31 protein-coding genes are annotated in these 26,122 nt (G+C 66.4%); 10 read left to right on the plus strand and 21 right to left on the minus strand.

The window, feature by feature from the left end:
* Positions 1 to 8: 8 nt before the first annotated feature.
* Together argF and ftsH are read right to left on the minus strand one after the other, a co-directional pair.
* The gene (gene argF / locus KUL97_RS00825; protein ID WP_217794836.1) at positions 9 to 980 is read right to left on the minus strand and encodes an ornithine carbamoyltransferase; all 972 of its coding nucleotides are present in this window, start codon (positions 978 to 980) and stop codon (positions 9 to 11) included.
* Positions 981 to 1,138: 158 nt separating this feature from the next.
* Positions 1,139 to 3,019 (minus strand): ATP-dependent zinc metalloprotease FtsH, encoded by a 1,881-nt coding sequence (ftsH, locus tag KUL97_RS00830; RefSeq protein WP_217794838.1) that lies wholly within the window; start codon positions 3,017 to 3,019, stop codon positions 1,139 to 1,141.
* An 85-nt stretch (positions 3,020 to 3,104) separates the two neighbouring features.
* Here ftsH and KUL97_RS00835 point away from each other — a divergent pair, with 85 nt between their 5' ends.
* A complete protein-coding gene (locus KUL97_RS00835) occupies positions 3,105 to 3,770 on the plus strand; it encodes an SOS response-associated peptidase (protein ID WP_217794974.1) in 666 nt (221 codons plus the stop codon).
* 36 nt (positions 3,771 to 3,806) lie between these two features.
* Positions 3,807 to 4,553 carry a potassium channel family protein gene (locus KUL97_RS00840; RefSeq protein WP_368656045.1) on the plus strand — a complete coding sequence of 249 codons (747 nt, stop codon included), beginning with the start codon at positions 3,807 to 3,809 and terminating at the stop codon, positions 4,551 to 4,553.
* Here the strand turns inward: KUL97_RS00840 and ribD are convergent.
* From ribD to grrP, 10 genes are read right to left on the minus strand one after another with little or no spacing between them, the layout of a single operon-like run.
* Positions 4,550 to 5,629 carry a bifunctional diaminohydroxyphosphoribosylaminopyrimidine deaminase/5-amino-6-(5-phosphoribosylamino)uracil reductase RibD gene (gene ribD, locus KUL97_RS00845; protein WP_217794840.1) on the minus strand — a complete coding sequence of 360 codons (1,080 nt, stop codon included), beginning with the start codon at positions 5,627 to 5,629 and terminating at the stop codon, positions 4,550 to 4,552. The two genes, KUL97_RS00840 and ribD, sit on opposite strands and share 4 nt — an antisense overlap.
* Positions 5,626 to 6,150: a DUF3122 domain-containing protein gene (locus KUL97_RS00850; RefSeq protein ID WP_217794841.1), complete on the minus strand. Its 525-nt coding sequence runs from the start codon at positions 6,148 to 6,150 to the stop codon at positions 5,626 to 5,628. The genes ribD and KUL97_RS00850 overlap by 4 nt, the downstream gene beginning before the upstream one ends.
* A 41-nt stretch (positions 6,151 to 6,191) precedes the next feature.
* A complete protein-coding gene (locus KUL97_RS00855) occupies positions 6,192 to 6,461 on the minus strand; it encodes a Txe/YoeB family addiction module toxin (RefSeq protein ID WP_217794843.1) in 270 nt (89 codons plus the stop codon).
* Positions 6,458 to 6,700, minus strand: coding sequence for a type II toxin-antitoxin system Phd/YefM family antitoxin (locus tag KUL97_RS00860; protein WP_217794845.1), 243 nt, complete (start codon positions 6,698 to 6,700; stop codon positions 6,458 to 6,460). Before KUL97_RS00860 ends, KUL97_RS00855 begins: the two co-directional genes overlap by 4 nt.
* Before the next feature lie 48 nt (positions 6,701 to 6,748).
* On the minus strand, positions 6,749 to 9,259 hold the full coding sequence (locus tag KUL97_RS00865) for a GH116 family glycosyl hydrolase (protein WP_217794847.1): 2,511 nt from the start codon (positions 9,257 to 9,259) through the stop codon (positions 6,749 to 6,751).
* Between the two features lie 27 nt (positions 9,260 to 9,286).
* Positions 9,287 to 9,538, minus strand: a complete 252-nt coding sequence (locus KUL97_RS00870) for a hypothetical protein (protein WP_217794849.1) — start codon at positions 9,536 to 9,538, stop codon at positions 9,287 to 9,289.
* 5 nt (positions 9,539 to 9,543) lie between these two features.
* Complete coding sequence (locus KUL97_RS00875; RefSeq protein ID WP_217794851.1) at positions 9,544 to 10,587, minus strand: AI-2E family transporter; 1,044 nt, start codon at positions 10,585 to 10,587, stop codon at positions 9,544 to 9,546.
* A gap of 1 nt (position 10,588) precedes the next feature.
* Positions 10,589 to 11,782, minus strand: a complete 1,194-nt coding sequence (gene grrM / locus KUL97_RS00880; protein WP_368656046.1) for a cyclophane-forming radical SAM/SPASM peptide maturase GrrM/OscB — start codon at positions 11,780 to 11,782, stop codon at positions 10,589 to 10,591.
* Positions 11,779 to 12,165 carry a GrrA/OscA1 family cyclophane-containing rSAM-modified RiPP gene (grrA, locus tag KUL97_RS00885; protein ID WP_217794853.1) on the minus strand — a complete coding sequence of 129 codons (387 nt, stop codon included), beginning with the start codon at positions 12,163 to 12,165 and terminating at the stop codon, positions 11,779 to 11,781. The genes grrM and grrA overlap by 4 nt, the downstream gene beginning before the upstream one ends.
* Positions 12,166 to 12,204: 39 nt before the next feature.
* Positions 12,205 to 13,086 (minus strand): extracellular substrate binding-like orphan protein GrrP, encoded by an 882-nt coding sequence (gene grrP, locus KUL97_RS00890; protein ID WP_217794855.1) that lies wholly within the window; start codon positions 13,084 to 13,086, stop codon positions 12,205 to 12,207.
* Positions 13,087 to 13,172: 86 nt separating this feature from the next.
* On the opposite strand from grrP, the gene cbiE reads away from it, so the two are divergent.
* On the plus strand, positions 13,173 to 14,426 hold the full coding sequence (gene cbiE, locus KUL97_RS00895; protein ID WP_217794857.1) for a precorrin-6y C5,15-methyltransferase (decarboxylating) subunit CbiE: 1,254 nt from the start codon (positions 13,173 to 13,175) through the stop codon (positions 14,424 to 14,426).
* Here cbiE and KUL97_RS00900 read toward each other — a convergent pair.
* The 4 genes from KUL97_RS00900 to pheS all read right to left on the minus strand — a co-directional run bounded on the left by KUL97_RS00900 (position 14,371) and on the right by pheS (position 17,530).
* The gene (locus KUL97_RS00900; RefSeq protein WP_217794859.1) at positions 14,371 to 14,883 is read right to left on the minus strand and encodes a DUF192 domain-containing protein; all 513 of its coding nucleotides are present in this window, start codon (positions 14,881 to 14,883) and stop codon (positions 14,371 to 14,373) included. The two genes, cbiE and KUL97_RS00900, sit on opposite strands and share 56 nt — an antisense overlap.
* Positions 14,880 to 15,533, minus strand: a complete 654-nt coding sequence (locus KUL97_RS00905) for a response regulator transcription factor (RefSeq protein WP_217794861.1) — start codon at positions 15,531 to 15,533, stop codon at positions 14,880 to 14,882. The genes KUL97_RS00900 and KUL97_RS00905 overlap by 4 nt, the downstream gene beginning before the upstream one ends.
* The gene (locus KUL97_RS00910; RefSeq protein ID WP_217794863.1) at positions 15,530 to 16,441 is read right to left on the minus strand and encodes an NAD(+) kinase; all 912 of its coding nucleotides are present in this window, start codon (positions 16,439 to 16,441) and stop codon (positions 15,530 to 15,532) included. Before KUL97_RS00910 ends, KUL97_RS00905 begins: the two co-directional genes overlap by 4 nt.
* An 81-nt stretch (positions 16,442 to 16,522) precedes the next feature.
* On the minus strand, positions 16,523 to 17,530 hold the full coding sequence (pheS, locus tag KUL97_RS00915) for a phenylalanine--tRNA ligase subunit alpha (protein ID WP_217794865.1): 1,008 nt from the start codon (positions 17,528 to 17,530) through the stop codon (positions 16,523 to 16,525).
* Positions 17,531 to 17,598: 68 nt separating this feature from the next.
* On the opposite strand from pheS, the gene surE reads away from it, so the two are divergent.
* Positions 17,599 to 18,387: a 5'/3'-nucleotidase SurE gene (gene surE / locus KUL97_RS00920; protein WP_217794867.1), complete on the plus strand. Its 789-nt coding sequence runs from the start codon at positions 17,599 to 17,601 to the stop codon at positions 18,385 to 18,387.
* Here surE and KUL97_RS00925 read toward each other — a convergent pair.
* On the minus strand, positions 18,366 to 18,944 hold the full coding sequence (locus tag KUL97_RS00925; protein WP_217794869.1) for a DUF3611 family protein: 579 nt from the start codon (positions 18,942 to 18,944) through the stop codon (positions 18,366 to 18,368). The genes surE and KUL97_RS00925 overlap by 22 nt on opposite strands.
* Positions 18,945 to 19,035: 91 nt before the next feature.
* Between KUL97_RS00925 and KUL97_RS00930 the strand changes: the two genes are divergently transcribed.
* From KUL97_RS00930 to KUL97_RS00955, 6 genes are all read left to right on the plus strand, one after another.
* On the plus strand, positions 19,036 to 20,037 hold the full coding sequence (locus KUL97_RS00930; RefSeq protein WP_217794979.1) for a bifunctional riboflavin kinase/FAD synthetase: 1,002 nt from the start codon (positions 19,036 to 19,038) through the stop codon (positions 20,035 to 20,037).
* Positions 20,038 to 20,140: 103 nt separating this feature from the next.
* A complete protein-coding gene (locus KUL97_RS00935; RefSeq protein ID WP_217794871.1) occupies positions 20,141 to 21,247 on the plus strand; it encodes a thiamine phosphate synthase in 1,107 nt (368 codons plus the stop codon).
* Positions 21,244 to 21,462, plus strand: a complete 219-nt coding sequence (gene thiS / locus KUL97_RS00940; RefSeq protein WP_217794873.1) for a sulfur carrier protein ThiS — start codon at positions 21,244 to 21,246, stop codon at positions 21,460 to 21,462. Before KUL97_RS00935 ends, thiS begins: the two co-directional genes overlap by 4 nt.
* Before the next feature lie 78 nt (positions 21,463 to 21,540).
* Positions 21,541 to 22,449: a DUF1517 domain-containing protein gene (locus tag KUL97_RS00945; RefSeq protein WP_217794980.1), complete on the plus strand. Its 909-nt coding sequence runs from the start codon at positions 21,541 to 21,543 to the stop codon at positions 22,447 to 22,449.
* Positions 22,450 to 22,573: 124 nt separating this feature from the next.
* Positions 22,574 to 22,744 carry a hypothetical protein gene (locus KUL97_RS00950; protein WP_010310606.1) on the plus strand — a complete coding sequence of 57 codons (171 nt, stop codon included), beginning with the start codon at positions 22,574 to 22,576 and terminating at the stop codon, positions 22,742 to 22,744.
* 110 nt (positions 22,745 to 22,854) lie between these two features.
* Positions 22,855 to 23,013, plus strand: coding sequence for a hypothetical protein (locus KUL97_RS00955; RefSeq protein ID WP_217794875.1), 159 nt, complete (start codon positions 22,855 to 22,857; stop codon positions 23,011 to 23,013).
* Here KUL97_RS00955 and larB read toward each other — a convergent pair.
* From larB to KUL97_RS00975, 4 genes are read right to left on the minus strand one after another with little or no spacing between them, the layout of a single operon-like run.
* A complete protein-coding gene (larB, locus tag KUL97_RS00960; RefSeq protein WP_217794877.1) occupies positions 22,973 to 23,695 on the minus strand; it encodes a nickel pincer cofactor biosynthesis protein LarB in 723 nt (240 codons plus the stop codon). The two genes, KUL97_RS00955 and larB, sit on opposite strands and share 41 nt — an antisense overlap.
* A complete protein-coding gene (locus KUL97_RS00965) occupies positions 23,692 to 24,129 on the minus strand; it encodes a TIGR03792 family protein (protein ID WP_254896032.1) in 438 nt (145 codons plus the stop codon). The genes larB and KUL97_RS00965 overlap by 4 nt, the downstream gene beginning before the upstream one ends.
* Complete coding sequence (gene ispF / locus KUL97_RS00970; RefSeq protein WP_217794879.1) at positions 24,126 to 24,611, minus strand: 2-C-methyl-D-erythritol 2,4-cyclodiphosphate synthase; 486 nt, start codon at positions 24,609 to 24,611, stop codon at positions 24,126 to 24,128. Before ispF ends, KUL97_RS00965 begins: the two co-directional genes overlap by 4 nt.
* A gap of 7 nt (positions 24,612 to 24,618) precedes the next feature.
* The gene (locus KUL97_RS00975; RefSeq protein WP_217794881.1) at positions 24,619 to 26,103 is read right to left on the minus strand and encodes a diguanylate cyclase; all 1,485 of its coding nucleotides are present in this window, start codon (positions 26,101 to 26,103) and stop codon (positions 24,619 to 24,621) included.
* Positions 26,104 to 26,122: the final 19 nt, after the last annotated feature.

The following is a 26,122-nucleotide window of genomic DNA, read 5'->3' on the forward strand; positions in this document are numbered from 1 at the left end:
CCCGAACGTTAGGGAGAGTTGGTGGCTCCTTTGGTGCCGCCCAGGAGTGCCGCCAGCAGGGCCTGTTGGGCGTGCAGGCGGTTTTCGGCTTGATCAAAGATGCGGCTGTTGCTGCCTTCCATGGCGCCGGCACTGATCTCCAGGCCGCGGTAGGCGGGCAGACAGTGCAGCACGATGGCGCGCGGGTCGGCCTCGGCCACCAGCTCCTCGTTGAGGCACCAGCCGGCGAAGGCGCGTTCCCGTTCAGCCTTCTCCTCCTCCTGGCCCATGGAGGCCCACACATCGGTGTAAAGAGCATGGGAGCCGCGCACGGCGGCCACGGGCTCGTGCAGCACCTCGATCGCGCAGCGGTCGCCCGCGAGCTGTTGAGCCTGCTGCAGCACTGCTGCGTCGGGCTCGTAGCCCTTGGGGCAGCCCACCCGCACATTCACGCCCAGCAGCGCGCCGCACAGCATCAGCGAGTGGGCCACGTTGTTGCCATCACCCACATAGGAGAGGGTCAGCCCCGGCAGCGCGCCGAAGGCTTCCTGGAGGGTGAGGAAATCGGCCAGTGCCTGGCAGGGATGTTCCAGATCGGTGAGGGCGTTGATCACCGGGATTGAGGCCCAATGGGCGTACTCCGCCAGCTCCTCCTGGGCGAAGGTGCGGATCGCCAGGGCATCCACGTAGCGGCTGAGAACCCGTGCTGTGTCAGCCACGGGTTCTCCCCGGCCCACCTGGCTCACTTGGGGGTTGAGGTCGATGGTCTGCCCACCCAGGCGCGCCATCGCCACGGTGAAGCTCACCCGGGTGCGCGTGGAGGCCTTGCTGAAGATCAGGCCAAGCGTGCGGCCTGCCAGGTCGATCCGCGTGCGCCCGGCTTTGAGGTCGGCAGCGAGCTGCAGCAGTGCGGCCGTCTGCTCGGCGCTGGCGTCGGTGGAGGAGAGAAAGTCGCGCCCTTTCAGCTCCGCCAAGGCGGGGTAGCCGCTGCTGGCAGCCATCGGCCCTTCTTCAAACAACCCTTATCCGGGATGAGGGGCCCCGCCGTCAAGTCTTTCGATGGGTTGGTGTGGTGTCCAAGCAATTGTCCGCCAGGGATATCCACGGATATCCACTGGCGGATAGCGGCACAGCAACAGTGCGGTGAAGCGGCGCCGGATCAGGCGATCGCCACTGCCTCCTCAGGCATCACGCTGCTGGCCAGCAGGTCCTTGAGGTCGTCGCCCTCAATCACTTCCTTCTCCAGGATCTGCTGGGAGATGCTCTCCAGAAGATCACGGTTGTGGTGCAGGATCGAGAGGGCCCGGTCGTGGGCGCGGTCCACCAGGGTGCGCACCTCCTTGTCGATGGCCTGGGCCGTGGCATCACTCACCACCCGGCGCGGGTTGTTGCCGCCGCCGAGGAAGCGACTGCCGCCCTGCTTGTCGTAGGCGAGGGGGCCGAGCACGTCGCTCATGCCGTAGGTGCCCACCATCTGCTCGGCGATGTCGGTGGCGCGTTGCAGGTCGTTGGCGGCGCCGGTGGTGACAGCTCCGAACACGATCTCTTCGGCACTGCGGCCGCCCAGCAGCGTGGCGATCTGGCCTTCGAGGTCTTCCTTGGAATTGAGGAAGCGCTCTTCGGTGGGGAGCTGCAGCGTGTAGCCGAGGGCGGCCATACCGCGGGGCACGATGGAGATCTTGGCCACCTTGCTGCCGCCAGGCATGAGGTGTCCCACGATCGCGTGGCCCACTTCGTGGTAGGCCACCACTTTCTTCTCGTCGGGCTGGAGCACGCGGCTCTTCTTCTCCAGACCAGCCACCACCCGCTCGATCGCCTCATTGAGATCGCCCTGTTCCACAGAGGTGCGTTTGCTCCGGGCGGCCAGGAGTGCAGCCTCGTTCACCAGGTTGGCCAGGTCGGCGCCCGAAAAGCCGCTCGTGGCCTGAGCGAGCTTGTCGAGATCCACGCCTGGGGCCAGCTTCACCTTGCGGGCATAGATATCGAGGATCGTCTTACGGCCGGAGAGGTCGGGTCGATCCACCAGCACCTGGCGGTCGAAGCGGCCGGGGCGCAGCAGAGCGGCGTCGAGGGTTTCGGGCTGGTTGGTGGCGGCCAGCACGATCACCGGCTTGTCCTTGGCGGCAAAGCCATCCATCTCGGTGAGCAGCTGGTTGAGCGTCTGCTCGCGCTCATCGTTGCCGCCAACCACACCCATCGAGCCGGCACGGCTCTTGCCGATGGCATCGAGTTCGTCGATGAAAATGATGCATGGCGCTTTCTTCTTGGCTTCTTCAAACAGATCGCGCACACGGGCTGCGCCGGCGCCCACGAACAGCTCCACAAATTCCGAGCCGCTGATGATGAAGAAGGGCACGCCCGCTTCACCGGCCACGGCTTTGGAGAGCAGGGTTTTGCCCGTGCCGGGAGGACCCACCAGCAGCACGCCCTTGGGAATGCGGGCGCCGATGGCGGTGTAACGCTCCGGAGTTTTGAGGAAATCAACGATCTCGGTGAGTTCCTGTTTGGCCTCATCTACACCGGCCACATCGGCGAAGGTGACGCGCGATTCCTCATCGGGCACATACACCTTGGCTTTGCTCTTGGTGAAGCTCAGCGCGCCCTGGGCACCGCCCATCGAGCGGCGCGCGAAGAACTGGAGCACCAGGATGAAGATCAGCGGCGGAACGATCCAGCTGAGGGCCGTGGTGATGAAGCTGGGCTTTTGGGGCGGGGCCGCGGCGAACTCCACACCGTGCTCCTCAAGCCGCTTCGGCAGATCCATGTCGAAGATCGGCGTGGTGGCCAGCACCGAGGGGGCTCCATCGGCGGGCGCCTCCTTCAGTTCGTAGCGGATCTGTTCCTGGGTGATGTAGGCGCGGCGCACGTTGCCGTCGTCCACCTGGCTCACAAACAGCGAGTAGGGAACGCGGGGCACCTGCTGCATGCCCTGATTGGGTAGGAAGCTGCTCACCAGCAGCAGCACCCCAAATCCGATCAGCACCAGGTTGACGATGCCGAACCGCCGATTCGGGGGCGTGTCGTCCTTGCGGATAGGCATGCGCAGCTAGCCGTAATGGCCACCAAACTAAGGGCCACCCACGGCTCTCATGGTGGGTGAGAACCGAACGGGAGCTGTTCGCGCCGTGTGTGGTCGTTATTCCCTCACCGCTCGCCTCGATCAGCTGCTGCCGCGCCTGCAGGGTGAGCTGCCATTGGGGCTGGAGAGCTACTACGCCCCGAGGCCGCTGATCGCCCCAGGTGAGCCGGTGTTGGCGCTGCGGCAGGAGCATGGCCTGCTGCAGCCAGCCTTGATGCTGTGGGGGTTGCTGCCGGAGTGGAGTAAGGACCCGCTGGGCGGGCCGCGACCCTTCAATGCCCGCGCTGAAACCGTGGCGGAGAAGGCCAGCTTTCGCGGCGCCTGGCGCCATCGGCGCTGCTTGTTGCCAGCGGATGCCTTTTTCGAGAAGGGCCATCGCATCCAGCGCTGTGATGGCGATCTGTTTTGGCTGGCCGGCATCTGGGATCGCTGGATCGGCCCCGATGGCAGCGAGGTGGAGAGCTGTTGCGTGCTCACCACGGCGCCGAATGCCTTGGTGGCTCCGCTGCACAACCGCATGCCGGTGATCCTTCCCAACGGTCTTGAGCAGGCCTGGTTAGAGGCCAGGGATGGCCCGGGCCTGCGCGTGCTGGAGCCGTTGCTGGCTGGGTGGGATCCCGCTGGCTGGGTGGCGGAGCCACCCCGATCCAAGCCCCCTCAGCGCCGCGCTGATCACGAAGACGGACCGCAGCAGTTGCCGCTCTTCTCCTGATCCCCACAATGACCGCAGTACGAAGACACGCTGCGCGTGAAAGGGCCGTCCCTGCGTCGCCGGCAGCACGGTTACGTGAGCCTGCTGCTCACCTGTCTGGGGGTGATGGCTTGCTTGATGCTTCCCCACGGGTTGCGTCAGTTGGCGGCGGTGGGCTATCTGGCGCTCCCGCTGGTTTTGCTGCGCACCCTGGGTTTACGCATTGACGAGGGGTCTTGGCCCACCCTGCGCATGCACGTCTACCGCTTCTTGGCCTTGGTCACCTGGGTGACCTCGTTGGTTTGGTATCTCACGCCGCTGTCGCATCGCAGCACGGGTGTGCCGCTCCTGCTGTTGTGGGCCCTGCTGGTGCTCTGGAGCTGCGAACGACTGGTTCGCATGCTGGCCCTGGAGCGTCGCATCAATCGTGAGGTGCTGTTTGGAGCCCTGGCGGGTTATCTGCTCCTCGGTTTGGCCGCTGGCCTGCTGTTCAGCGCCTTGGAAACGGTGGTGCCGGGCAGCTTTGCCGCCTCCCGCGTGATAGACGCTCCGGTGTTGCGCTGGCATGGCGCCCATGCCAATCCCGCTAGTCCTGTGTGGGCGGTGGATTTTGTTGAACTCAACTACTTCGCCTTCGTGACCCTCACCACCACGGGCTACGGCGATATTCATCCGGTGACGCCGCAGACGCAGATGCTCTGCGTGATGGTGGCGATCACGGGCACCTTGTATCTGGCGATGGTGATGGGGGTGTTGATCAGCCGCTACACCGCTCGTGATGTGGAGGATGAGCTCGAGAATTAGAGACTGAGCTCCAGCAGGCAGTCGTCGCCGAGTTGCTGGAGCCGCGTTGTCGGCCATGGCACCGCCTGGTTGACATCCACGAAGCCCAGATCACCCAGGGGGGTTCGAGCCGGTGTGCCGCCCAGCAGCTTGGGGGCCAGCACTGCCGCCACCTGCTGCACGCAGCCCTGCTGGAGGGCGGCGGCCGCCAGCTCCGGCCCGCATTCCCACAGCGCCTGATTGCAGCCCCGCTGGCCAAGGGCTTCCAGCAGCTCTAGCGGTTCGCAGCGCTCGAGCACCAAGCGCTCCACCCCCAGGGCATCGAGGCGGAACCGCGCGGCCGCGGGGGCGTCGTAGCCATGCACCACCAGGGTGGGTGCGAGGGTTTGATCCCAGAGCTGGGCCTGTTGGGGCAGATCCAGGCTGCGGCTGATCACCACGCGCAACGGTTCAGGTGTGCGTTGGCCCCGGGAGGTGAGCAAAGGGTTGTCGGCCCGCACGGTGCCGCCGCCCACGATCACCGCATCGCACTGGGCTCGCAAGCGGTGCACCCAGGCGCGGGCATCGGGCCCGGAAATCCACTGGCTCGAGCCGTTGGGCAGGGCTGTGCGGCCATCGAGGCTCATGGCCCACTTGAGCAGGCCTAGAGGCCGGCCTTGTTCCACCCGGTGCAGGAAGCCGCGATTGAGGGTGCGGGCTTCGGCTTCACACACCTCTTCCACCACTTCAACGCCGGCCTCCCTCAACTGGGCGAGCCCCTGGCCAGCCACGCGGGGATCGGGATCGCGCATCGCCACCACCACCCGCGCCACCCCTGCCCTCAGCAACGCCTCAGTGCAGGGTGGGGTGCGGCCGTGATGGCAGCACGGTTCGAGGGTGACCACCGCCGTTCCTCCCCTGGCCCGCTGCCCCGCCTGGCGCAGGGCATGCACCTCGGCGTGGGGGGTGCCGGCCCGTTGATGGAAGCCTTCCCCTACCAGTTGGCCGGCGGCATCGAGCACCACGCAGCCCACCAAGGGATTGGGGCTTGTGCGGCCGCTGCCCAGGGCGGCCAGCTGCAGCGCCCGTTGCATCCAGGGCCGCCAGGGGCTGCTCATGCGCCGATGCGGTTGGGCTGATCCTCGCGCCAGCTGGGCAGGCTGCGCCATTCACCCACCACAAAGGGCGGCACCGGCAACTCCACAAACACCCCGGGCAGCTCAAGGCGTAGGGGGCGGTTTTGGTGCAGGTCGGCCAGCAGCGGGTTGAGATCAAACTCGGCAGCGGCATCGCGGCCATCGCTGGCCAGCTTGGGGTTGGCGGTGGTGATGTCAGCGAGCTCCCAGGTTCCCCGGCCGGAGTGCACGATCAAGGAGGTGGGGTGATCCAGGCGCACCCGTCCGGGGTAGCCCACGATCCGCAGGGTGACCGGGCCGCCGGGAGGGCCGGTGCGGTAAGCCACGGCCTGCCAACTCTGGTAATCGAGGTCGCGCAAACTCTCAAGACTGCGCACCACCTCCTGGCCGTTCTCGTCGGGGTGGGCATGCACCTGGGCCCAGGCGGGCTGCAGCGGTGTGAGCAGCAACAAGGCGCCAGCCAGGCAGGCCAGCAGAGCGCGAACGAGTGAACCTGACGCCATGGCCCTGCAGATCTGCCGCTCAGCGTATGGGCCGGAGTGGATCAGTCGTAGTGGCTCCACATCCTCAGCACCCTCACAACGCCCTCTTCGGTGTCGACGGAATACACCAGCCGGTGCTGGATGTTGATCCGCCGTGAGTAAGCACCGCGCAGGTCGCCAACCAGGGCTTCATAGGGAGGCGGTTGCGTGAAGGGATCGTCGGCCAGCAGGGTCAGCAGTTGTTGGGCTTTCTCTTTGAGTGCTGGTGAGGCACTGGCGAGTTTGCGGGCGTCTTTCTGGGCCTGACGGGTGAAGAGAACACGCCAGCTCACCAGCCAGCGTCCTCGCTGAGCTCGTTGATCGGTGCGGCCATCCCTTCGAGGATCGACTCGCGCATGCCTGGGATGGAGGCGAGGTAGAGGGTTTCCTGGATGGCGCGCCAGTCCTGCTCGGAGAGCAGCACAGCGCTGCCGCGCTTGCCGTGAATCTCAACCGGTTGGTGCGATTCACGCACTTCATCGATCAACGAGAACAGGCGCCTGCGCGCCTCGCTGGCACTGATCGATCCCATGCGCCCCTCGGGTTTGTACCGTTAATGGTACGAGTTCTGAGTTGGTGCTCAGCTTCGCTCGGCGCCGGGGATGGGTTGCCAATCGGTGTGGGTGGCCCACACCCCCCAGATCGCCATGGCGCGCAGGTAGTGGCAGGCGCGGAAGGTGTTCACCGCCGTGATCGCTTCCGGGGTGCGGAACTGCAGGCCGCCGGAATACACCTGCTTCACCACCGCGGAGGTGATCGCCAGGGCGGTGGGGGTGTCGCCCATTAGGCGGTAGTAGCTGGCGATGCCGAAGTTGATGCCGGTCCACACCTCGAGCGGGTGGGTGCCGTTGGGATCGAGGGGTGTGCCGTCGCGTCGCAGGCCATTGGCCACGCCGAGCTGGCCGCCTTCGAAGGCCTCGAAGCAGGCTTCCTTCACAGCCTTGAGGGTGCTACGGCTGTTGGCCTCGCTCACCACGGGCTCCAGCCCCAGAAGGCGCGCATAGAAATCGCCGCAGAGCTGGTCGGCCATCACCACAGGGGTGCCGCTCTCCGCATCGATGTCGTAGTACTCGCCGTTCCAAAGGAGCTTGTCGAAGTTCCCCCGCGATTGCGCCAGCCAAGCGCTGAATTCCTGTTGCTCAGCGGAGGTGTCGAGACCGGTGCTCAGTTGCAGTTGCTGGGCGATCGCCAGGGCAGCCTCCAACGCTGCAATCCAGAGGGCCCCGCAGTAGGCGCTCACCCCCTTCAGCGGCCAGTCGTCGAAGGTTTGGTCGGGTGCTCCGCCGTTGTCGGGCAGGCCATCGTTGTTGATGTCGAAGGTCTTCAGATACCTGAGCGCCTCAACCGCGGCTGGCCAGCACTCCGCCAGGAAGTTGATGTCTTCGCCGTTGGGGGCGAGCTTGAAGGTGCGCCACACCTGCAGCACGTAGTCGCTGGCGAGGTCTTTCCAGAGATTGCAGTCTTGGTAAGCGGTGTAGTTGGTGGCATCCCAGGGCCGCTCGTTTGGAGCGCCCAGGTCGTGGGGGGTGGCACCTTTCAGCTTGCGGGCCGCTTCCACACGCCCTTTGCCCTGGGTGAAATACCAGCCGATCGGCCGCGGGCTGGGATCAGCGGCGGGGATGGCGCGGGCAAAGCTGCGCAGCACCGCCTTATCGAGCTCCGGCCACAGCTGCAGTAGGGCCAGGGAGCCGTAGAGGCGCACATCGAGGCTTTCGTACCAGGCGTAGTCGAGGCACTCGAGCACGCCGAATCGGCCGTAGGGATCTTCCCTGGAGGCCGCGCTCCAGAGGCTGCCGCCGCTGCAGAGGTCGTAGAGCTCGTTGAACAGGGCCATGCGCAGTGGCTCCGGTAGATCGCTGCGCTCCAGCACCGGCTGCTGCCAGGCCTCGATCTGATCACGCCAGTGGCGCCAGTTGCTCAGGCCCTCGGCGGCGATGGCGGTGGCGTTGCGGGCGCTGCTGCCGAAGAAATCGGTGTAACGGCGCAGGGCGCTGGTGCCTGTGGCGAAGGCCGTCACGGGCAAATCCCAGCTGATCACCACCGGGATCTCGATGCTCTGGCCCGGCTCCAGCCGGCACTGCACGGCCAGGGCGGCGCTGGCGGGATCGTTCGGGCTGCTGCGGCGGTCGTTGTTGCTGTCGGGGATGGAGCCATCGCGGCTGAAGCTCCCCCAGAGTTCGCTGCCATCGCCGTGGGGATTCCAGCGGCTGCAGCGCTGAATGCGAACCCCGGGCTGCTGCGTGGTGGCAATGCACCACTGGCCTTCACCTTCGGCAACCGGTTGGGAGACGTCTCCTTCCAGCAGCACGCCTGTTAGGGAGCCATCGTCGACCCAGCGGTTGCGATGCCCTTCGCTCTTGCCGATCGCCGGGGCGTAGTTGTGCTCCGGGCTGCCGTCATCGCGGAAGTGCACCTCCGCGGAGGAATCGGTGTTGGTGAACCAGCCGGTGGTGTTGCGCCAGCTCAGCAGCAACGAGAGATCGAGGGGCTGGCGGGTGGGATTGCGCAACGTCCACACGAACACCGCCAGCGGGTAGCTGGTCTGTTGATAGTTGCCCGGCAGGATCGGGCTGAAGGCCTGGCAGCTCACCTCGGCATCGAACACGCCCTGGTAGTGACTCCAGCTCAGGGGGTAGCGCGCGGCATAGGTGCCAGTGGTGCGCTCCGGGGTGCTGGCGGGATACCAGCTCCAGCTCGGGAGCGGTTCGCCGGCTTCGGGGCGCGATGCATCGCTCTCCGGTTGCACCGCCAGGGCATGGGCGCGGCTCTGCTGGCCGTTGTTTTCAAACAGGGCGAACTGGCAATCGGGCAGCGTGCCGAACCAGTGCTCGCCGCCATCGAGATGCCAGAGGTTGAACGAGCCATCGGGGGCGCGGCCGATGCAGCCGGCGCCGAATCCCCCCAGGGGCATGCCGTGGTTGGGGCCGTCGTCGAGGTTGCTGGCGTAGCGAACGGTGTAGGGCGCCTGCCAGCCCAGGCCCAGCGCGCGGTTCCAGCTGGCCTGCGGGGGTTGCCAGCGGCCTGTGCTCGAGCGGCCCAGCCCCTTGCGGCGCAGCAGCGATTTCAGGGCAGATAGGCCGAGGCGCGCCATGGGGCACAAGAAGGTGCCGCCAGCTTGTCAGAGCTTGCCGGTGGGCGCTGCCTCACCCACGTCCTGATCCACCAGGGCGTCGAGGGTGACGGCTGAGCGCACCAGCGCCTGGTAGCGCTGCACCACCCTGCGGTTGCGCTCGAGCCAGCCGGCAGGGTTGCCCTGGGCGGCCGCGAGGCTGCCGGTGTGGTCGCCATCCAGCAGGTCGAGTTCGCTCTGTTGGCTGATCAAGGCCACCAGCAGTTCGTGGATGCGTTGACGACGATCGGTGTGGGACATCGACTTCAAGGGGCGGGTTGGCTAGTGGTGCCCACCCACAGGCGCACAAAGTGATAGCCCAGCGACAACAGCACCGGCCCCAGAAACAGGCCAGCCAGTCCGGCTTTGAGGGTGCCTCCAAGCACGCCCACCAGGATCACGAGCATCGGCACGGGCAAGCCACGGGCCATCAGTAAGGGTTTGAGCAGATGCTCCAGCAGGGTGGCGGCCACCAGCCAGAGGCTGAGCAGCAGGGCCAGCAGCGGCGGCAGATGGTTCCAGGCCATCACCAGGGCCACGAGCACCACTGGTAGGGGGCCGATCTGCAAGAGGCAGAGGATCAGCGCCACCACCGTGAGCAGGCCTGACCAGGGCACATCGGCGGCCACTAGGCCCAGACCGATCAGCAGCGATTGCAAAAAAGCCACCCCCACCACCCCGCGTGACACGTTGCGCACGGTGGTGGCCGTGATCAGCTGCACCGTGTCGGCGTGCTCCGGCACCAGGCGAGCCAGCAGCTTCCGCAGCCTGAGCAGCAATGCTTCGGAGTGCACCAGCATCAAGGCCGCCACCAGCAGGCTCAGCAGCAGCTTGAGGAAGCCAAGTCCCTTGGCGAGGGTGGTTTCCAGCAGGCGGGTACCCAGGCTCGTGAGCGTGTCCGAATGGGTGCGCAGCAGAGTGTGCAGGTCGCCGATCACGCCGTGCCAGAGCGGCTGGATCGCGGGGCCCACCACGGGAATCTCCAGCAGCAGGGTGGGCGGTTGTGGCAGCGCCTGTTGGCCGTGGCGCACCAGGTGCACCAGCTCGCTCACATTGCTGAGCAGGGCGGCCGCGAGGGCGCCCACCGGGCCGAGCAGGATCAGCAGCCCCACCACCACGATCAAGCCGGCTGCCCACCAGCGCCCCAGCCGTAGCCGACGCTGCAACCAGAGATGCAGTGGCTTGAGGATCACCGCCAGCAGGCTCGCCCACACCAGGATTTCGGCAAAGGGCTGCAGGATCAGCACGCAGGCGGCGCCGAGGCTCGCCAGCAGCAGCAGCCTGATCAGGGCGTCAAGGGGGAGGGGCATCTCAGGCGGCGCTTGGGGGCCCGGCCTCAAAGCGATCCAGCAGCACCTGCACCGGGATCTGGGTGCGGAAACGGCAGGCGCTGGTTTCGCTGCAATCGAGGGTGCCGTGCTCCCAGAACTTGTTGCTGCCCATGCCGCCGCCGCAGAGGCCGTAGTAGTCGCAACTGCTCTGGCAGCGCGCCATCCCGGAGGTCACGTCGCCCCAGAGTTGCTGAAAGCGGGGGGTGTGGGCGGCCTCCACCAGGCTGGTGGTGCGGATGTTGCCCAGGTTGAAGCTGCCGTAGCGCTCACTGCTCACCGAGAGCAGCTCGGGATCAAAGGTGGAGAAGTTGCCCTGCCAATCCACGCTGAGGATGGAATAGGGCCGGTTGAGTTCGTTCTGGTTGAGGCGGCGGTTGCGCTGAATCAGATCGATCACCTGCTGAAACTCCCGCAGCATTAGCGGGTGGCCATCGGCTTCACTGAGCTGCCAGAAGCGGGTGAGGAACTGGCGGTAGCGCTCCTCCTGCTCGCTCCCCTGCATCGAGGAGCTGGTGTGCACGCCCTCCTGCTCCTCTACGTTGAAGCCCACGGAGGTGATGCCGTTGTCGCGGAAGAAGCGATACATCGCCTCGGGTTGCTCCATCGCGGCGGCGGTCACCACGGCGATCACATGGCAAGGGATGCCGTTGCGCTTGAGCGCTTCGATGCCTCGCATCGTGAGGTGATGGGAGGCGTTGCCGTTGCGAAAGCGGCGATGGGCGTCGTGGATGGCCGCCGGCCCGTCCACGCTCACGCCCACCACGATGCCGTTGCGCCGGAAGCAGTCGCACCAGGCATCGTTGATCAGCGTGCCGTTGGTTTGCACGTGCTGCTCGATCACCACGGCACCGCCCGTGTACTCCTGCACACAGCGTTCGATGATCGCGGTGGCTTCGTCGTAGTAGCTGCAGGGGAGCGTCAGCGGCTCACCGGCGTGCCACACCAGCGACAGCTGAGGCCCGCAGAAGGGGCTCTCCAGGATGCGCTGCAACAGCAGTGGCAGCAGCTCCAGATCGAACACCCGCCGTTTCTGGCGATCCGGCAGGTAGCAGTAGTCGCAGTCGAGGTTGCAGAGGGAGGTGGATTGCACCACCACCAGCCCGATCGGGCCGAACCGGCTCAGCTCGAGATCAGGAAGAGCGGAGCCGGCTGGAGTGATCTCGCCGCTGATCACCAGTTGATGAAGCTGCTCGGCAGCACGTTGCCCCAGCCGCCGTTACCCCAACCGCCATTGGGCCAGCCCAGGTTCACATTCACGCCGCCGCCGTAGTAGCGGCCGCCATTACCCCAGCCGCCGCCGCCATTGCGCCAGCCGCCACCACGGCCACCGTTGCCCCAGTTGTGGCCACCGCCATTGCCCCAGTAGCGGGCGATCAGTTGACCGCCCGGGGCCGCGTTCAGCTGGGGTTGCCAGGCGCCATCGCGCAGGGCCTGAATCCGGTTTTCGAGCGGATTGCTCAGGTCAGGGGCCTGATACACAGCCGCTTGAGCCGTTTCGGTGAACACCGCGGCAGCAGCGGTGAGGGTGAGCAGCTGCAGAAGGGAACGGGGTGCCATGGCAGTGAAGGGTGCGGTGAAGTCAGCAGTGCTAGAGGTTCAGGACAGATTCAGCAGTGCGGCGGTGAGGAGCACATTCGTGAAATAGGCCTTGATCACGTCTTGGCTCAGATTCACCGTGCTGCCAGGGCCCACCCACTGGTTGATGCGCTGCAGGGCAGAGGGATCGTCGTTGATGTAGGCCTGCATCAACTTGGCGATGGCCAGGTTGCTGAGGTTGAGCAGGCCGGAATTGTTCTCAGGCACCACGCAGCCCACCGCAGAGCGGTTGTATGGAACCGTGGGGGTGACGTTGCCGGCTGGATCCACCGCGGCTCGATTGGCCAGCAGCCAGAGGCTGTCGCCGGCGAGAAACTGCACCTCGCCGTTCTTGAGGGCCTCGAGGGCGGCGGCAGGATTTTCAAACAGTGCCAACTCACCGCCGCTGACGGTTTTTTCGATGGCGTGGGCCGCGAGGCTGTTCTTCACCGCGCCAATGGTTTTGCCTTGCAGCGCAGCGGGGGTGCCGTCATTGCCGGGGGGGGTGATCAGGCGCGTGCCACTCAGGGCGAAGGGCAAGGAGTAGTCGACAAACATGGCGCGGCCCCAGCTGAAGCCGGCACCGCAGGACAAGTCAACAGCGCCGCTGGCGATCGCCGCGAGCCCCTCGTTGATGGAGTTCACGGGTTGCGGCACCAGTTGCACGGGCTTGCCCGTGTAATCGCTCAGCTCTTTCTGGATCTCCTTGGCGAACTCCATGCCAAGGCCCACGTAGGCATTGCCCTGCTGGGTGGTGTAAGGCAAGTCGCCGTTGAGCACCACGGTGTTGAGCCTGCCGGTGCGGCTCACGCGTTCGAGCACGGTTTCGGCCTGGGCCGGCTGCAGAACTCCCAGCGTGAGGCTGAGCAGAGCTCCGGTTAGTGCGGTTAGTCGAACAGCCATCGCGTGGGGCGCAGACTCAGACAGTTGGCCGGAGGGTAGGCCAGTTTTGGCTCTTCTGCAGACCGTCTCACGACCAGAATGCCGAGATGATTGAGGTGATCGGCACTGACGCTGGCGCACCGGCCAGCCTGCCGCCGGCTCAGCAAGAGCTGCTTCGCCAGGCCGCGCTGGTGGCCGCACCCCGCCGTCTGCACGCCGCTGTGCAGAGCTGGGTTGGTGATGGCGGGCCCGCACTGATCGCCAGCGATCAGCCGGAGCCGCTGCTGGAGCAGCTGCGCAGCCTTGATGCCGCGCAACCGGTGGTGGTGCTCGCCAGTGGCGATCCCCTCTGGTTTGGCATCGGGCGGCTGCTGCTGGAAGGGCTCCCGGCCGAACGGCTGCGGTTTCACCCGGCCGCCAGCTCCCTGCAGTTGGCGTTTGCCCGTATCGGTCGGCCCTGGCAGGACGCCAGCTGGCTCAGCCTGCATGGCCGCGACCCCGAGCCTTTGGCCGCGCGGTTGCAGCAGCGACCCGGCGCCTTGGCGGTGCTCACCGACCCAAGCCGCGGTGGTGCCGAAACGGTGCGCCGCTGCCTGCGGGCCGCGGGGCTGGAGCAGGCCTACGGCTTCTGGCTCTGTGAGCGGCTTGGCCACAGCGCCGAGCGGGTGCAGCGCCTGGCGCCCGACGATCCCCTTCCCGCCGATCTCGATCCGCTGCATTTGGTGGTGCTGGTGGCCGAGCCGCCGGCGCTGCCGGCGCACCTGCCCCTGTTTGGTCTGCCGGATGGGGTGTTTCTGCAGCATCCGGATCGCCCCGGGTTGATGACGAAGCGCGAGGTGCGCATTCAGCTGCTGGCCGATCTCGATCTGCCCCAGGAGGGCGTGCTTTGGGATGTTGGGGCCGGCGTGGGTTCGGTGGGGCTGGAGGCGTTGCGGCTGCGGCCAGCCCTGCAGCTCTGGGCCCTTGAGCAGCGCGGCGGCTCGGCGGCCTTGATCAAAGCCAACGCGGCTCGGCTCGGCGTGCAGCCGGTCCGCGTGCTGGAGGGGCGCGCCCCCGAAGCTTTGGCGGAGCTGCCTGATCCTGATCGTGTGCTGATCGGCGGCGGTGGCCGCGATCGCCGTGCCCTGCTGGAAGCCGTGTTGGAGCGCTTGCGCCCTGGCGGCGTGGTGGTGATTCCGCTGGCCACCGTGGAAGCGCTGGCTGAGCTGCGGCCCGTGCTCGAGCGGGCCGGGCTCACCGTGGCTGTGGCGCAGCATCAGGCCTGGCGCGGGGCTCCCCTGGCGGATGGCACCCGCCTGGCGCCGCTCAATCCTGTGTTGGTGCTGCGGGGCGAGCGGCGGGCGCCAGCAACGACGGCCTGAGGGGCCGGATCAGGGCTTCACTCCCCACCACGATGCCGAGACGGCGTGCTTCTCCAGCCGCCAGCTCCACCACGCCATCGCCTGGTTCATTCGGGCCATAACTGCGGCAGGGCAGCCGCGGGCAGGGCGTGGCGGCTTCCTCGATGGCGATCACGCGGTTGTCGTTGATAAACACCATGTCGAGCGGTTCGGGCGTGCGGTGCATCCAGAAGCGCAGCAGCTCATCCTCAAACGGAAACCACATGCCCCGCAGAGGCGGCAGCGGGCCGCGCAGTTGCAGCCCCATGGCCTGCTCCTGTGCTTCATCGGCCACCTCCAGCTGGATGCACTGTTGGCTCGGCAGGCACCACTCCGCTTCCACCGGCAGCATCTGCGGTGGCTCTTTGGCCTGGAGCGTGCCGGGGGCCAGCATCAGCCCTAGGGCCAGCAGGGCTTGGCGGAGCGTGCGCATGTTCATCGCGGTGGTGGGCCATCGCTGAGGCAATAGCCCTGGCCCCGCACAGTGTGGATCAGTCGCTTTTCCCCTTGCTCCTCGAGCTTCTGGCGCAGATAGCGCACGTACACCTCGATCACGTTGCTGGCCGCGCCGCGCTGGTCGTGCCACACCTGACGCAGGATCTGATCGCGGCTGAGCACCTGGCCGCTGTGCTCCATCAGCAGCAGCAGAAGGGCGTATTCCCGGGCCGTGAGCGGCACAATCCGCTGGCCGCGGCGCACCTCGTGGCGGCTGGGAATCAGGCTCAGATCGCCGAGGCTGAGGCGATCCTCCGGCGGGCGGCCTTTCTCCAGCAGCTTGCGGTGCAGGCGCAGGCGCATCAACAGATCGCTCGCTCCGGCTGACGACAACCAGAAATCGGTGGCCCCCGAGCGCAACAGACGTGAGCGGGCCGCCACGCTGTCGGTGCCGATGTCGAGCAGCACCGGCACAGCGCCGATCCGCTGCAGCAGCTGTGGCAACTGATCAGCCAGCTCGGCGCCGAGCACCGCTAGATCACAGCCGGCTTCGATGCCTGCTTCCCCGAGGTGGCAGGTGTAGCCGGAGGCTTCCAGCCGCGGTGCCAGGGCTTCGGCCTCCTGGCCAAGCAGCAGCAGCGTGGCGCTACTCATGCCGGGGCGCCGGGTTTGGCCACGTGCGGCAGGCCCCAGCCCAGCTTGTTGCGCAGCACCTGGAAAAACTCGTGATCGGCCAGGCGTACGAAGCGCACCGGGTGGTCGCTGCGGCGGATCAGCACCCGGTCTTCCGGCCACACGTAGCAACCGGCGCTGCCGTCCACCACCATCATCAGCCGCTCCGGCGTGGCCGGAAACACCGTGACGGGTTCCTGATCGCTGAACACCAGCGCCCGCGAGGCCAGGGAGTGGGGGGCGATCGGGGTGAGCTGCAACACCGGGCAATCCGGGGTGATCACCGGGCCGCCGGCGCTGAGGGCGTAGGCGGTGGAGCCGGTGGGGGTGGAGAGGATCACGCCGTCGGCAGCGATGTCGACGGGGGCATGGCGGCCCACGGCGATCTCGAAATGGCACATCGAGGTGAGCGGCTCGCGGTGCAGGGCCATCTCGTTGAGGCAGAGCACCTCCCAACGGCGCTGCTCGCCCCGCATCACGCTCACCACCAGGGTGGTGCGCTCCTCCACCGTCCACTCGCCCGCGATCACCTGCTCGAGAGCCTGCTCGAGTTCTGGGAGATAGGTTTCGGCCAGAAAGCCCAGATGGCCGGTGTTGATCGTGAGGATCGGCACATCGATCGGTGCCGTCATTCGGGCGGCGGAGAGCACCGTGCCGTCGCCGCCGAGCACCATGGCCATGGCCATGGACGGTTCAAACCCTGCGGGCACACAGGCAGCATGCCCCTTGGCACGCAGGTGCTGGTCGGGGTTCGCAAAACCCACCATCCCGGAGGCACTGCTGGCCCGCAGCACGTCGTAACCCGCCCCGCGCAGGCGCACCTCGATGCTGTCGGCGGTGGCCAGGGCCAGGTCCTTGCCGTCGTTAACGATGAGTCCGACGCAGGGCACTGACAGGGAACAGGCGGGGCTGACGATCAGCCGATTTTATGGGCGACCTTCGAATCTGCTGATCACCCGTTGGACTTCGCCTCAGAACTGCTCAAGGAAGCGCAGGTCGCTGGTGAACAAGCGGCGGATGTCGTCGATGCCGTGGCGCACCATGCAGAAGCGCTCCACGCCCAGGCCGGCGGCGAAGCCGCTGTAGCGCTCGGGATCGATGCCGAGGCCCTCCAGCACCGCCGGATCCACCATGCCGCAGCCCATCACCTCCAGCCAGCGGCCGCGCCACTGCACATCCACCTCGGCGGAGGGTTCGGTGAAGGGGAAGTAGCTGGCGCGGAAGCGCACGGGCAGATCGCCGAAGAAGCGCTGCAGGAAGGTGGTCACGGTGCCGCGCAGGTGGCTGAAATCCAGCCCTTCATCGATCGCCAACACCTCCACCTGGTGAAACACCGGCGAGTGGGTGGCATCCACCGCATCGCGGCGATACACCCGGCCCGGAGCCACGATCCGCACCGGCGGCGGGTTGTTCTCCAGATGGCGGATCTGCACCGGGGAGGTGTGGGTGCGCAGCAGCTCGTGCTCGCTCAGATAAAAGGTGTCCTGCATGTCCCGCGCCGGGTGGTGCGGCGGGATGTTGAGGGCGCTGAAGTTGTAGTGGTCGGTTTCGATCTCCGGGCCTTCCTCCACCCGATAACCGAGGCCCGCAAAGATGTCGGTGATCTCCTCGATCGTGCTGATCAGGGGGTGGCGGTGGCCGGCCGGGGTGAACGTGGCCGGCATGGTCACATCCAGGGTTTCGCCGGCGATCCGCTCTGCCATGGCAGCCGCCTTCACCGCCGTGAGCCGCTCACCCAGCAGACCCTGCACCTGCTCCTTGAGCACGTTGGCCCGCTGACCCACCAGCGGCCGTTCATCGCCCGGCAGCTTGCCCATGGCGCCGAGCACCGCCGAGAGCTTGCCCTTCTTGCCCAGCAGACCCACGCGCAGGTCTTCCAGTTCGGCAGCGGATCCAGCGGCACCGATCGCTTTGACGGCTTCGGCCTCCAGCTGCTCCAGTTGTTCGGTGAGCTGCTGCAGGCTGATCGTGGCGCTCACGGCTGTGTTCCGGAAGCCCGTGACTTTAAGAAGGCGGCCTCTAGCCTCCAGGCAGCCACCCCAGCCCCTTGCGGATCCTGATCAGCAACGACGACGGCGTGTTCGCCGCCGGCATCCGCACCCTCGCTGCTGAGGCCGCCTCCCGCGGCCATCAGGTGACGGTGGTGTGTCCCGATCAGGAGCGCTCCGCCACCGGCCATGGCCTCACCCTGCAGACCCCCTTGCGGGCGGAGCGGGCTGATGAGTTGTTCGCCCCCGGCATCACCGCCTGGGCCTGCAGCGGCACCCCCAGCGACTGCGTGAAGCTGGCCTTGTTTGCCCTGTTGGAGGAGTGGCCCGATCTGGTGCTTTCCGGCATCAACCACGGCCCCAACCTGGGCACCGACACCCTTTATTCCGGCACGGTGAGTGCGGCGATGGAGGGCACGATTGAAGGGCTGCCGGCTCTGGCCGTGAGCAGCGCCGACTTCAAGTGGCGGCAGTTTGAGCCGGCGGCCCGCATCGCCCTCGATGTGGCCGAAGGAATGCTGGCGGCCGGTTGGCCAGCCTCCACGCTGCTCAACCTCAACGTGCCGCCCCTGGCCGCTGAAGCGATCGGCCCGCTGCGCTGGTGCCGCAAGGCCGTGCGCCGCTACACGGATCAATTCGACAAGCGGGTGGATCCCCGCGGCCGTACCTACTACTGGCTTGCTGGCGAGGTGGCCAACGACCTGGAGGCCGAGGTGGCGGGTCCCGCCGATTGGCCGATCGATGTGGCCCATGTGGCCGCGGGCGGGGTGTCGCTCACACCGCTTCAGCCGGAGCTGTTCTGGCGGGGCGATGCCGCCGCGCTGCCTCAGCTGCCGCTGGGGCGATAGATCCGCTGCAGCAACCAGATGCTGATCCACAAGCCGATCACGTGGGCGAACAGCACCTGCGTGTTGCTCAACACCGAGAGCATCTCGAGCGAGGTGATCGGGTAGTTCGTGATGCGGCCGCCGGGGGTGCTCATCGCTCCGCCGAAGGCGAAACCCGCCTGCATCGAGGCCTGCACAAACAGGCTCCCGGCGAGTGATTGGTAGCCCACGGTTCCGAGGGTGAGACCCACCAGGTCGGCCAGCACGCTGCGTTTGATCAACCGGGCGGTTTCACCTTTGCTGGGGTGCACGGGTCCATTGAGGGCCCGCCCGCAGCGCACGATCAGGCCGCTCTGCCAGATCGACCAGAGCAGCACCACAAATGCCAGGCTCGTGAGCGACAGGCCAGGGCCCAGGCCCAGGGCTTTGTCGGCGCGGGCTGCGATCTGGCCCCCGATGTTGTTGAACAGCAGCACCCCCATCACCACCACCCCCAGCACCACCTGGGACCAGAGCCGGATCCAGCCCATCCGCCGCAGGGCGGCAGAGATCAGTTGCAGGTCGAGGCGATCGGCCATGGGGTGGAGCGAGGGCGCCGGAGATGGCCCAAACCTGCCATGGGAGGATGCCTCCGGCGAGGGCCTGGAAGCGCTTGTTGGTGAACCGGCCTTGATTCCTCTGCGCAGCCCCGAGCAAGCCGCACGGCCCACGGCGATCGCCCTTGGCAGTTTTGATGGGCTGCACCAAGGCCACCGGCGGGTGATTGCGTCGGTGGTGGACCGTGCCGCGGCGGCGCAGCTGGTGCCCACGGTGGTGAGTTTTTGGCCCCATCCGCGCGAGGTGCTCTACGGCGAGGCGCGCCTGCGGCTTGATCTACCCGCCGAAAAAATCCACCTGCTGGAGCCTCTTGGCATCGAGCAATTGGTGCTGGTGCCCTTCACACCGGAGCTGGCGGCCCTGAGCCCGGAGCAGTTTGTGCAGCAGGTGCTGGTGCAGCAGCTGCAGGCCCAGCTGGTGGCGGTGGGGGAAAACTTCCGCTTCGGCGCCGGCCGCGCTGGCGATATCCACACGCTGCGGCATTTATGCGCTGAGCGCGGGATTGAGCTGCTGGTGCAACCGATCCTCACCGACAGCACAGGCCGTTTGAGCAGCAGCCGCATCCGCCGGGCGCTCGAGGGTGGAGCGCTCCAGGACGCGGCGGCCCTGCTCGATCGCCCCTATCGCTTTGGCGGGAGGGTGGTACGGGGCCGGGGCCTTGGCCGTGAACTGGGCTGGCCCACCGCCAACCTGCAGGTGGATGGGCGCAAGTTCTTGCCCCAGCAGGGGGTGTATGCCGCCTGGGTGTGGCTGCAGGGCGAACGGCTCCCCGGCGAGCGCCTGGCCGCGGTGATGAACCTCGGGCCCCAGCCCACCGTGGATCCCACCGCTCCATCAGCCGTGGAGGTGCATCTGCTCGGCCGGCGCCTGGAGCTGGAAGGCGCCGAGCTGCTGGTGGAACCGGTGGCGCTGCTGCGTCAGCAGCAGCGGTTCGAGAGCCTCGAAGCGCTGGTGGCGCAGATTGCGTGCGATGCGGCCACCGCTGAGCAGCTGCTGGGCTCAGCCGGCGGGGTAGGCGTTGGCCATGCCCCAGCTGATGAAGGCGGCAATGGCCCCCAGCAGCAGAATCCCTGAGATCAGCACCAGCATTGGGCTGTCGGATCCGCCCTGCGCCATGGCCCCTGTGATGGCATGTGTGCGCACACCCTAAGCAGCCCCTCTCGCCTCAGTTCTGTTCATGACGGCCCCTGCACAACTCCAGCCGGTGTTGCGCCTGCTCGACGCCAACCTCGATCGCGCCCGCGAGGGCCTGCGGGTGGTGGAGGACTGGTGCCGTTTTGGGCTGGATCGTGCCGATCTGGTGGCCCGGCTCAAGGATCTGCGCCAGCGGTTGGGGCTGTTGCATGCCGATCGCTACAAACAGGCGCGGCACACGGCTGGCGATGTGGCGGCCGGGATGGCCCATCCCGCCCAGGCCCAGCGGCAGGAGCCTGCGGCGGTGGTGGCGGCCAACTGCGGCCGGGTGCAGGAAGCGCTGCGGGTGCTGGAGGAATTCGGCCGTGCGGAGGATCCCGCCCTGGCTGCGGAGGCGGCCGCGATCCGCTACGCCCTTTACGACCTGGAGGTGGAGTTGCTGCGGGCTTGCCCGGCGGGTGATCAGCGCCGGGAGCAGCTGCGGCGCAGCCGGTTGTATCTGATCACCAGTCCAGCCCCTCAGCTCGCGGCGGTGGTGGAAGCAGCGCTTGAGGGCGGTGTGCGCCTGGTGCAATACCGCGCCAAGGAGGGCAGCCTGGGCGCGGATGGTGAGCCGATCACCGATGCGGAACGGCTGGCGCAGGCCCAGGCGCTGCGCCAGCTCTGCAGCCGCTTTGGAGCGTTGTTTCTGGTGAACGACCGCATCGATCTGGCCCTGGCGGTGGATGCCGATGGCGTGCATCTGGGGCAAGGCGATCTGGCCCCGGCGTTGGCCCGCCGGCTGCTTGGCCCCGAGAAGTTGATCGGCCGCAGCACCCATGCCCTCAGCCAGCTGCGTCAGGCTGTGGCCGATGGAAGCGATTACGTGGGTGTGGGTCCGGTGAACGCCACCCCCACCAAGCCTGGCCGCGAGCCGGTGGGCCTGGAGTATGTGCGCCAGGCTGTGGCCGAGAGCCCGATTCCCTGTTTTGCTATCGGCGGCCTGGATGCCTCCAATCTGGCGGCGGTGCAGGCGGTGGGTTGCAGCCGCGTGGCTGTGGTGCGGGCGATCACCGCGGCACCGGATCCTGCGGCGGCCAGCCGCGAGCTTCTGGCGCTGCTCGGCTCCGCTGAAGCCGATGGCGGCGCGGATGTTGAACTGGGCCGATGAGCGACTCAACGATCGACGTGCGCCTCAATGGCGATCCGATGCAGTGCCCTGAAGGCCTCTCGCTGCTGCAACTGCTGGAGCTGCGCGGTTACAAACCCCAGCTGGTGGTGGTGGAGTTCAACGGCGAGATTCTGCCCAGGGCGCGCTGGGCTGATCAGCCCGTACGGGAAGCCGATGCCGTGGAAGTGGTCACCATCGTGGGGGGTGGTTCTTAGATTTCAGATCAACTTCTGGGGTTGGTTTTGCCTCAACAGCACTCCACGCCGCTGCTGCGCCGCCTGTTCAGCCGCCTGATGCTTCCCGCGTTGCTCAGTGCGGCCCTGGCGCTAGTGCTGCTGGCCCCTCAGCCTGTGGAGGCCGCCAGTGGCGGCCGCATCGGCGGCGGCAGCTTCCGTTCCGCTCCCATGCCCCGCAGCTATGGCGGCGGTGGATACAGCGGTGGTGGCTACCAGCGCGGCTTCGGTGGCGGCATCGGCTTTCCGTTCATCGTGCCGTTCTTCTTCGGCGGTGGTGGTCTGTTTGGCTTCCTGGTGCTGATGGCGGTGGTGGGCCTGGTGCTCAATGCCTTCCGTGGTGGCGGTGGCGGCGGACAGGCCTTGCCCGCTGGGATGCGCGGCGGTGATCTCGGCAGCTACCAGCCTGACGGCCCCGTGGCGATTGCTCAGCTTCAGGTGGGTCTGTTGGCCTCGGCCCGCGAGCTGCAGCGCGATCTGCGCGGCCTTGCGGCCAGCTCCGATACCAGCAGCAGCAGTGGTTTGCAGCGGGTGCTGCAAGACAGCACCCTGGCGTTGCTGCGTCATCCCGACTTGTGGGTGTATGCCAACGCTGAAGTGGGCCAGGTGCCCTTCCAGGCAGCGGAATCCACGTTTAATCGCCTCTCGATGACCGAGCGCAGCAAGCTCGCCGGCGAGATCACCACCAATGTGGGCGGCTCCCGCGGCGTGGCGTCCTCCGCCAGCGCGGGTGATGCCGATGCCACGAGCGATTACATCGCTGTGACCCTGCTGGTGGCCAGCCGTAGCCGGATCACCCTTAAGCCGGTGAACGGCAGTGAGGATCTGCGCGAGGCGTTGCGGGTGGTGGGCTCGGTGCCTTCCGATCAGCTGTTGGCCCTGGAGGTGATCTGGCAACCCGAGGGCGCCGGTGAGGTGCTGAGCGCCGATGAGCTGATCACCGCCTATCCCGATCTGAAGCATCTTTGAAGCGGCATCTTCGCTTTTTCTGAAGATTTGGCGAATTACAGAAACTCTTCCGCTGGATTCGTGTTGTAAGGCCAGATTGCGGCGGGTCTGATGTTTAGGTTGTTGGCCCGTTCAGTCCGTCTGCGTGTCCGCCTTGGGTCGCCATTCCGAAACCCGTGCCATGAAATGGCAGGCCAATGGCGAATTGGCCGGTAGCGATCTGCATGCCCTGCTCAGCCGCCTGCATCAGGTGGAAACCGAGGAGCGCTCGCGTGAGCTGCAGCAGTGCCTCGGTCGCCGCGCCCAGGAGGGCTGAGGTCGGTTTTCGGGTGCGTCAACAACCCTGAAGCCGATCTGCAGGTTGGCCGTTCTGGGTTGCCTGAGCACGCCGTGCTTTCCACAGTGCGGCTCAGCTGATCGGCCCAGATGGCATCGCGCTCGCTGCATTGGGTGAATAGCCCTGTGTTGCTCGAAGCTCTGGAGCGCTACGAACAGCGCCGTCTGCCTCGCTCCATGCAGCTCTGGGTGGAGGCGATGCTGGAGCTCAAGGCTCCTGCACAGGAGCCATTGCGCGGCCACTGTTGAAGCTGCAGTTGAGGATCCGCAGCGCGGCCATCGCGGCGCCGTAGCCGTTGTCGATGTTCACCACGCTCAGCCCCGGAGCGCAGCTGGCGAGCATCCCGTGCAGGGCCGCCCGCCCGCCGGCGCTCACCCCATAGCCCACGCTCACCGGTACGCCGATCACCGGCTGCGGCACCAGGCCGGCTAGCACGGTGGGCAGGGCTCCTTCCATGCCGGCACAGGCGATCAGCACCTGGGCCTGCTCCAGCCGCTCCAGCTGCCCAAGCAGCCGATGCAAGCCCGCCACGCCCACATCCAGCAGCCGTTCACAGCGCACCCCATGCCAGTGCAGAGCCAGTTGCGCTTCGCTGGCCACCGGCAGATCACTGGTGCCGCCGCTGAGCACCAGCACCTCGCCGAGCTCTGGCCGCGGCGGCGCGGGATCCCCGAGGCTGAGGCAGCGGGCCTCGGGATGAAACTGCAGCTGTTCGCGCAGCGCAGCACCTGAAGCGTTGGCCTCGATCAGCGCCGCCACGGCTTGCGCTTTGGCGGCATCCACGCGAGTGGCCAGCGCCAGTTCCCCCGCGCTCTGCAGCCGCAGCAGGATCGACGCGATCTGCTCGGCGGTTTTGTGTTCGCCCCAGATGGCCTCCACCATGCCGATCCGCTGGCGGCGCTGCAGATCGAGCCGAGCCGTTTCGCTCATGCCGCTGGTTGCAGCTCGCCTTCAAACACCAGCGGGAACGGATTGCCTTGGCGGGTGCCGGTGGCTTGGCGGGCCAACTGCTCGAAGCGCTCCTGCACGGCTTCCACCTCCGCCAGGGGGATGGCCTTCCACTGCTCGCGGTTGGCCCAGCGGATTAGCAAGGTGCCCTCTTCCCGCTCCGCATCCCAGAGCAGATCACGCCCCAGATAGCCCTCTTGCTCAGCCAGCCAGGGCTCCCAGCTGCCCCGCTCGGCTTCCAGCCAGGCTTGACGGGCTTCAGCTGGCACTTTCACGCGAAGGTGCTCCACCACCGCCACTTCAAAGCTGCCGCCAGGCTGTTGCTGCTCAGCGATCGCCACATCGGGATGGCCGGCTAGCAGCATCAGCAAGCAAAGCGCGTGGGCCAAAACCCTAGCCAGCGTGCGCCAGCTCATGGCTTCTGCAGCAGCGCCACCGCCTGGCAGGAGATGCCCTCCTCGCGCCCCTCGGGGCCCAGTTGTTCATTGGTGGTGGCTTTCACCCCCACCTGATCAGGCTCCAGACCCATGCGGGCGGCGATGGCGGCGCGCATCGCGGCGATGTGGGGTTTGAGCTTGGGGCGCTCGGCGATCACCACGGAATCCACGTTGATCACGCTCCAGCCCCGTTCGGCCACCAGCGCCACCACCTGCTCCAGTAGCACCAGGCTGTCGGCCCCCTTCCACTGCGGATCGTCGGGCGGGAAGTATTTACCGATGTCGCCCAGGGAGAGGGCGCCGAGCAGGGCATCCATGATCGCGTGCACCAGCACATCGGCATCGCTGTGGCCATCGAGGCCGAGGCCGGCGGGATGCTCCAGCTGTTGGCCCCCCAGGATCAGCGGCCGGCCCGGCACCAGGCGGTGAATGTCGTAGCCGTTGCCGATTCGGAGCTGCATGGAGAGGTCAGCTGGTGGGTGAATTCAACCCCATCTGATCGTGCACGCAGATCCGGTCGCGGCCCGTGCGCTTGGCTTCATAGAGAGCCTGATCAGCCCGCTCGAGTGCTGCTGCGCTGGTTTCGCCGGGGCGATGCAGGGTGACCCCGAAGCTGAGCGTGATGCTGGTGCGGGCATCTGCGGCTTCGAGCTGAATCTCCGTGGTGCGCAGCCGGCTGCGTAGGGCCTCCAGCCGGGTCACGGCCTGCTCCAGGTTCGACATCGGCAGGAGCAGTAGAAACTCCTCGCCTCCCCAGCGGAACACCGGATCGCTCTCGCGCACACTGGCTTTGATGGCTGCCGCCACCGCTCGAATCACGGCATCGCCAGCGGGATGGCCGTAGGTGTCATTGACCCGTTTGAAGTGGTCGATATCCATCAAGGCGATGGCAAGCCCGGAGTCAGTGCGAGTACCACGGCTGCTCAGATCTTTGAAAATTGCTGCAAAGGCCTGGCGATTCAGCAAGCCGCTGAGATTGTCGGTTTTGGCTGAATGCTCGAGTTGCTCTTGGTCGCGACCGATTGTGAACCGACCCACAATGATCAACAGGCAACCGATCAGCAATGCCGCAACGCTGTTCTGAAGCAGTAGGCGCCGCAAAGCCTGTTCTTCAGCATCTGGCTGTTGAATCACCACCAGCGTCCAGCCGGAGCGGGGAATCTGGATCGCATTCACATAAATTTCACGTCCATCAGCGGCTAGTTTTAAGGTTTGTTTGGGGTGGCTGAGGAGGGTATCGCTGCTCTGGCCGATATCAGGATGTTTTGCCAGATCCCCCGTGCTGCTGTCTGATGCCAGCACAATGCGGCCGGCAGTATTCACAATGAATAGACGTGATCGGTATTGGTTTTGATAATCAGCCAGTTTGCTGCGAAGAAAATCCACATCAATACCCAGGCCGGCAACGCCCAGGAGTTTGCGGTTGTCCCCTTCGATGCGCACATTCACGAAGGCCAGCGTTTTGGTGGGATCAGCTGTGTCGCGATCGATATTGATTTCAATTGGTCTTCCCGACTGGATAAACCGCTGATACCAGGCATCGCTGTTGGAGCTGGGATTGATTGTTTTAATCAGGCCTGAGGGACCGTAGTACCTGTGCGATTGTTCGGATACCAAAAAAGCAGTGGCGGCGCCGGTGTTCCGTTGAATCGAGCGCAGGTAGGAGGCGATTGAGCCTGGCTGTTGGTCGCCGCGAACGAGGAGGTCAACCAGCAGGCTGTTGTCGGCAGTCAGCCTGGAGGCAAGTATGGGCTGGCTGATCAGTCGGTCGATGTTGGCAGCAACAGCATCTGAGGTGAGCGGGAGGATTTCCGTGACCATCTGCCGATCAAACTGTTGGCGTGATCGCAGGTAGGTGAATGCCGAGAGGCTGCCAAGTCCGCTGAGCAACAGTGCGGAGAGCACGACGGCGAAGCGCCGCGAGTGGCTGAGATGGATGTTGATTGAGGCCATCGTCAGCAGTCCTGAGGTC

It is taken from the genome of Synechococcus sp. HK05, assembly GCF_019104765.1.
In the GTDB taxonomy this organism is placed as follows: Bacteria; Cyanobacteriota; Cyanobacteriia; order PCC-6307; family Cyanobiaceae; genus Vulcanococcus.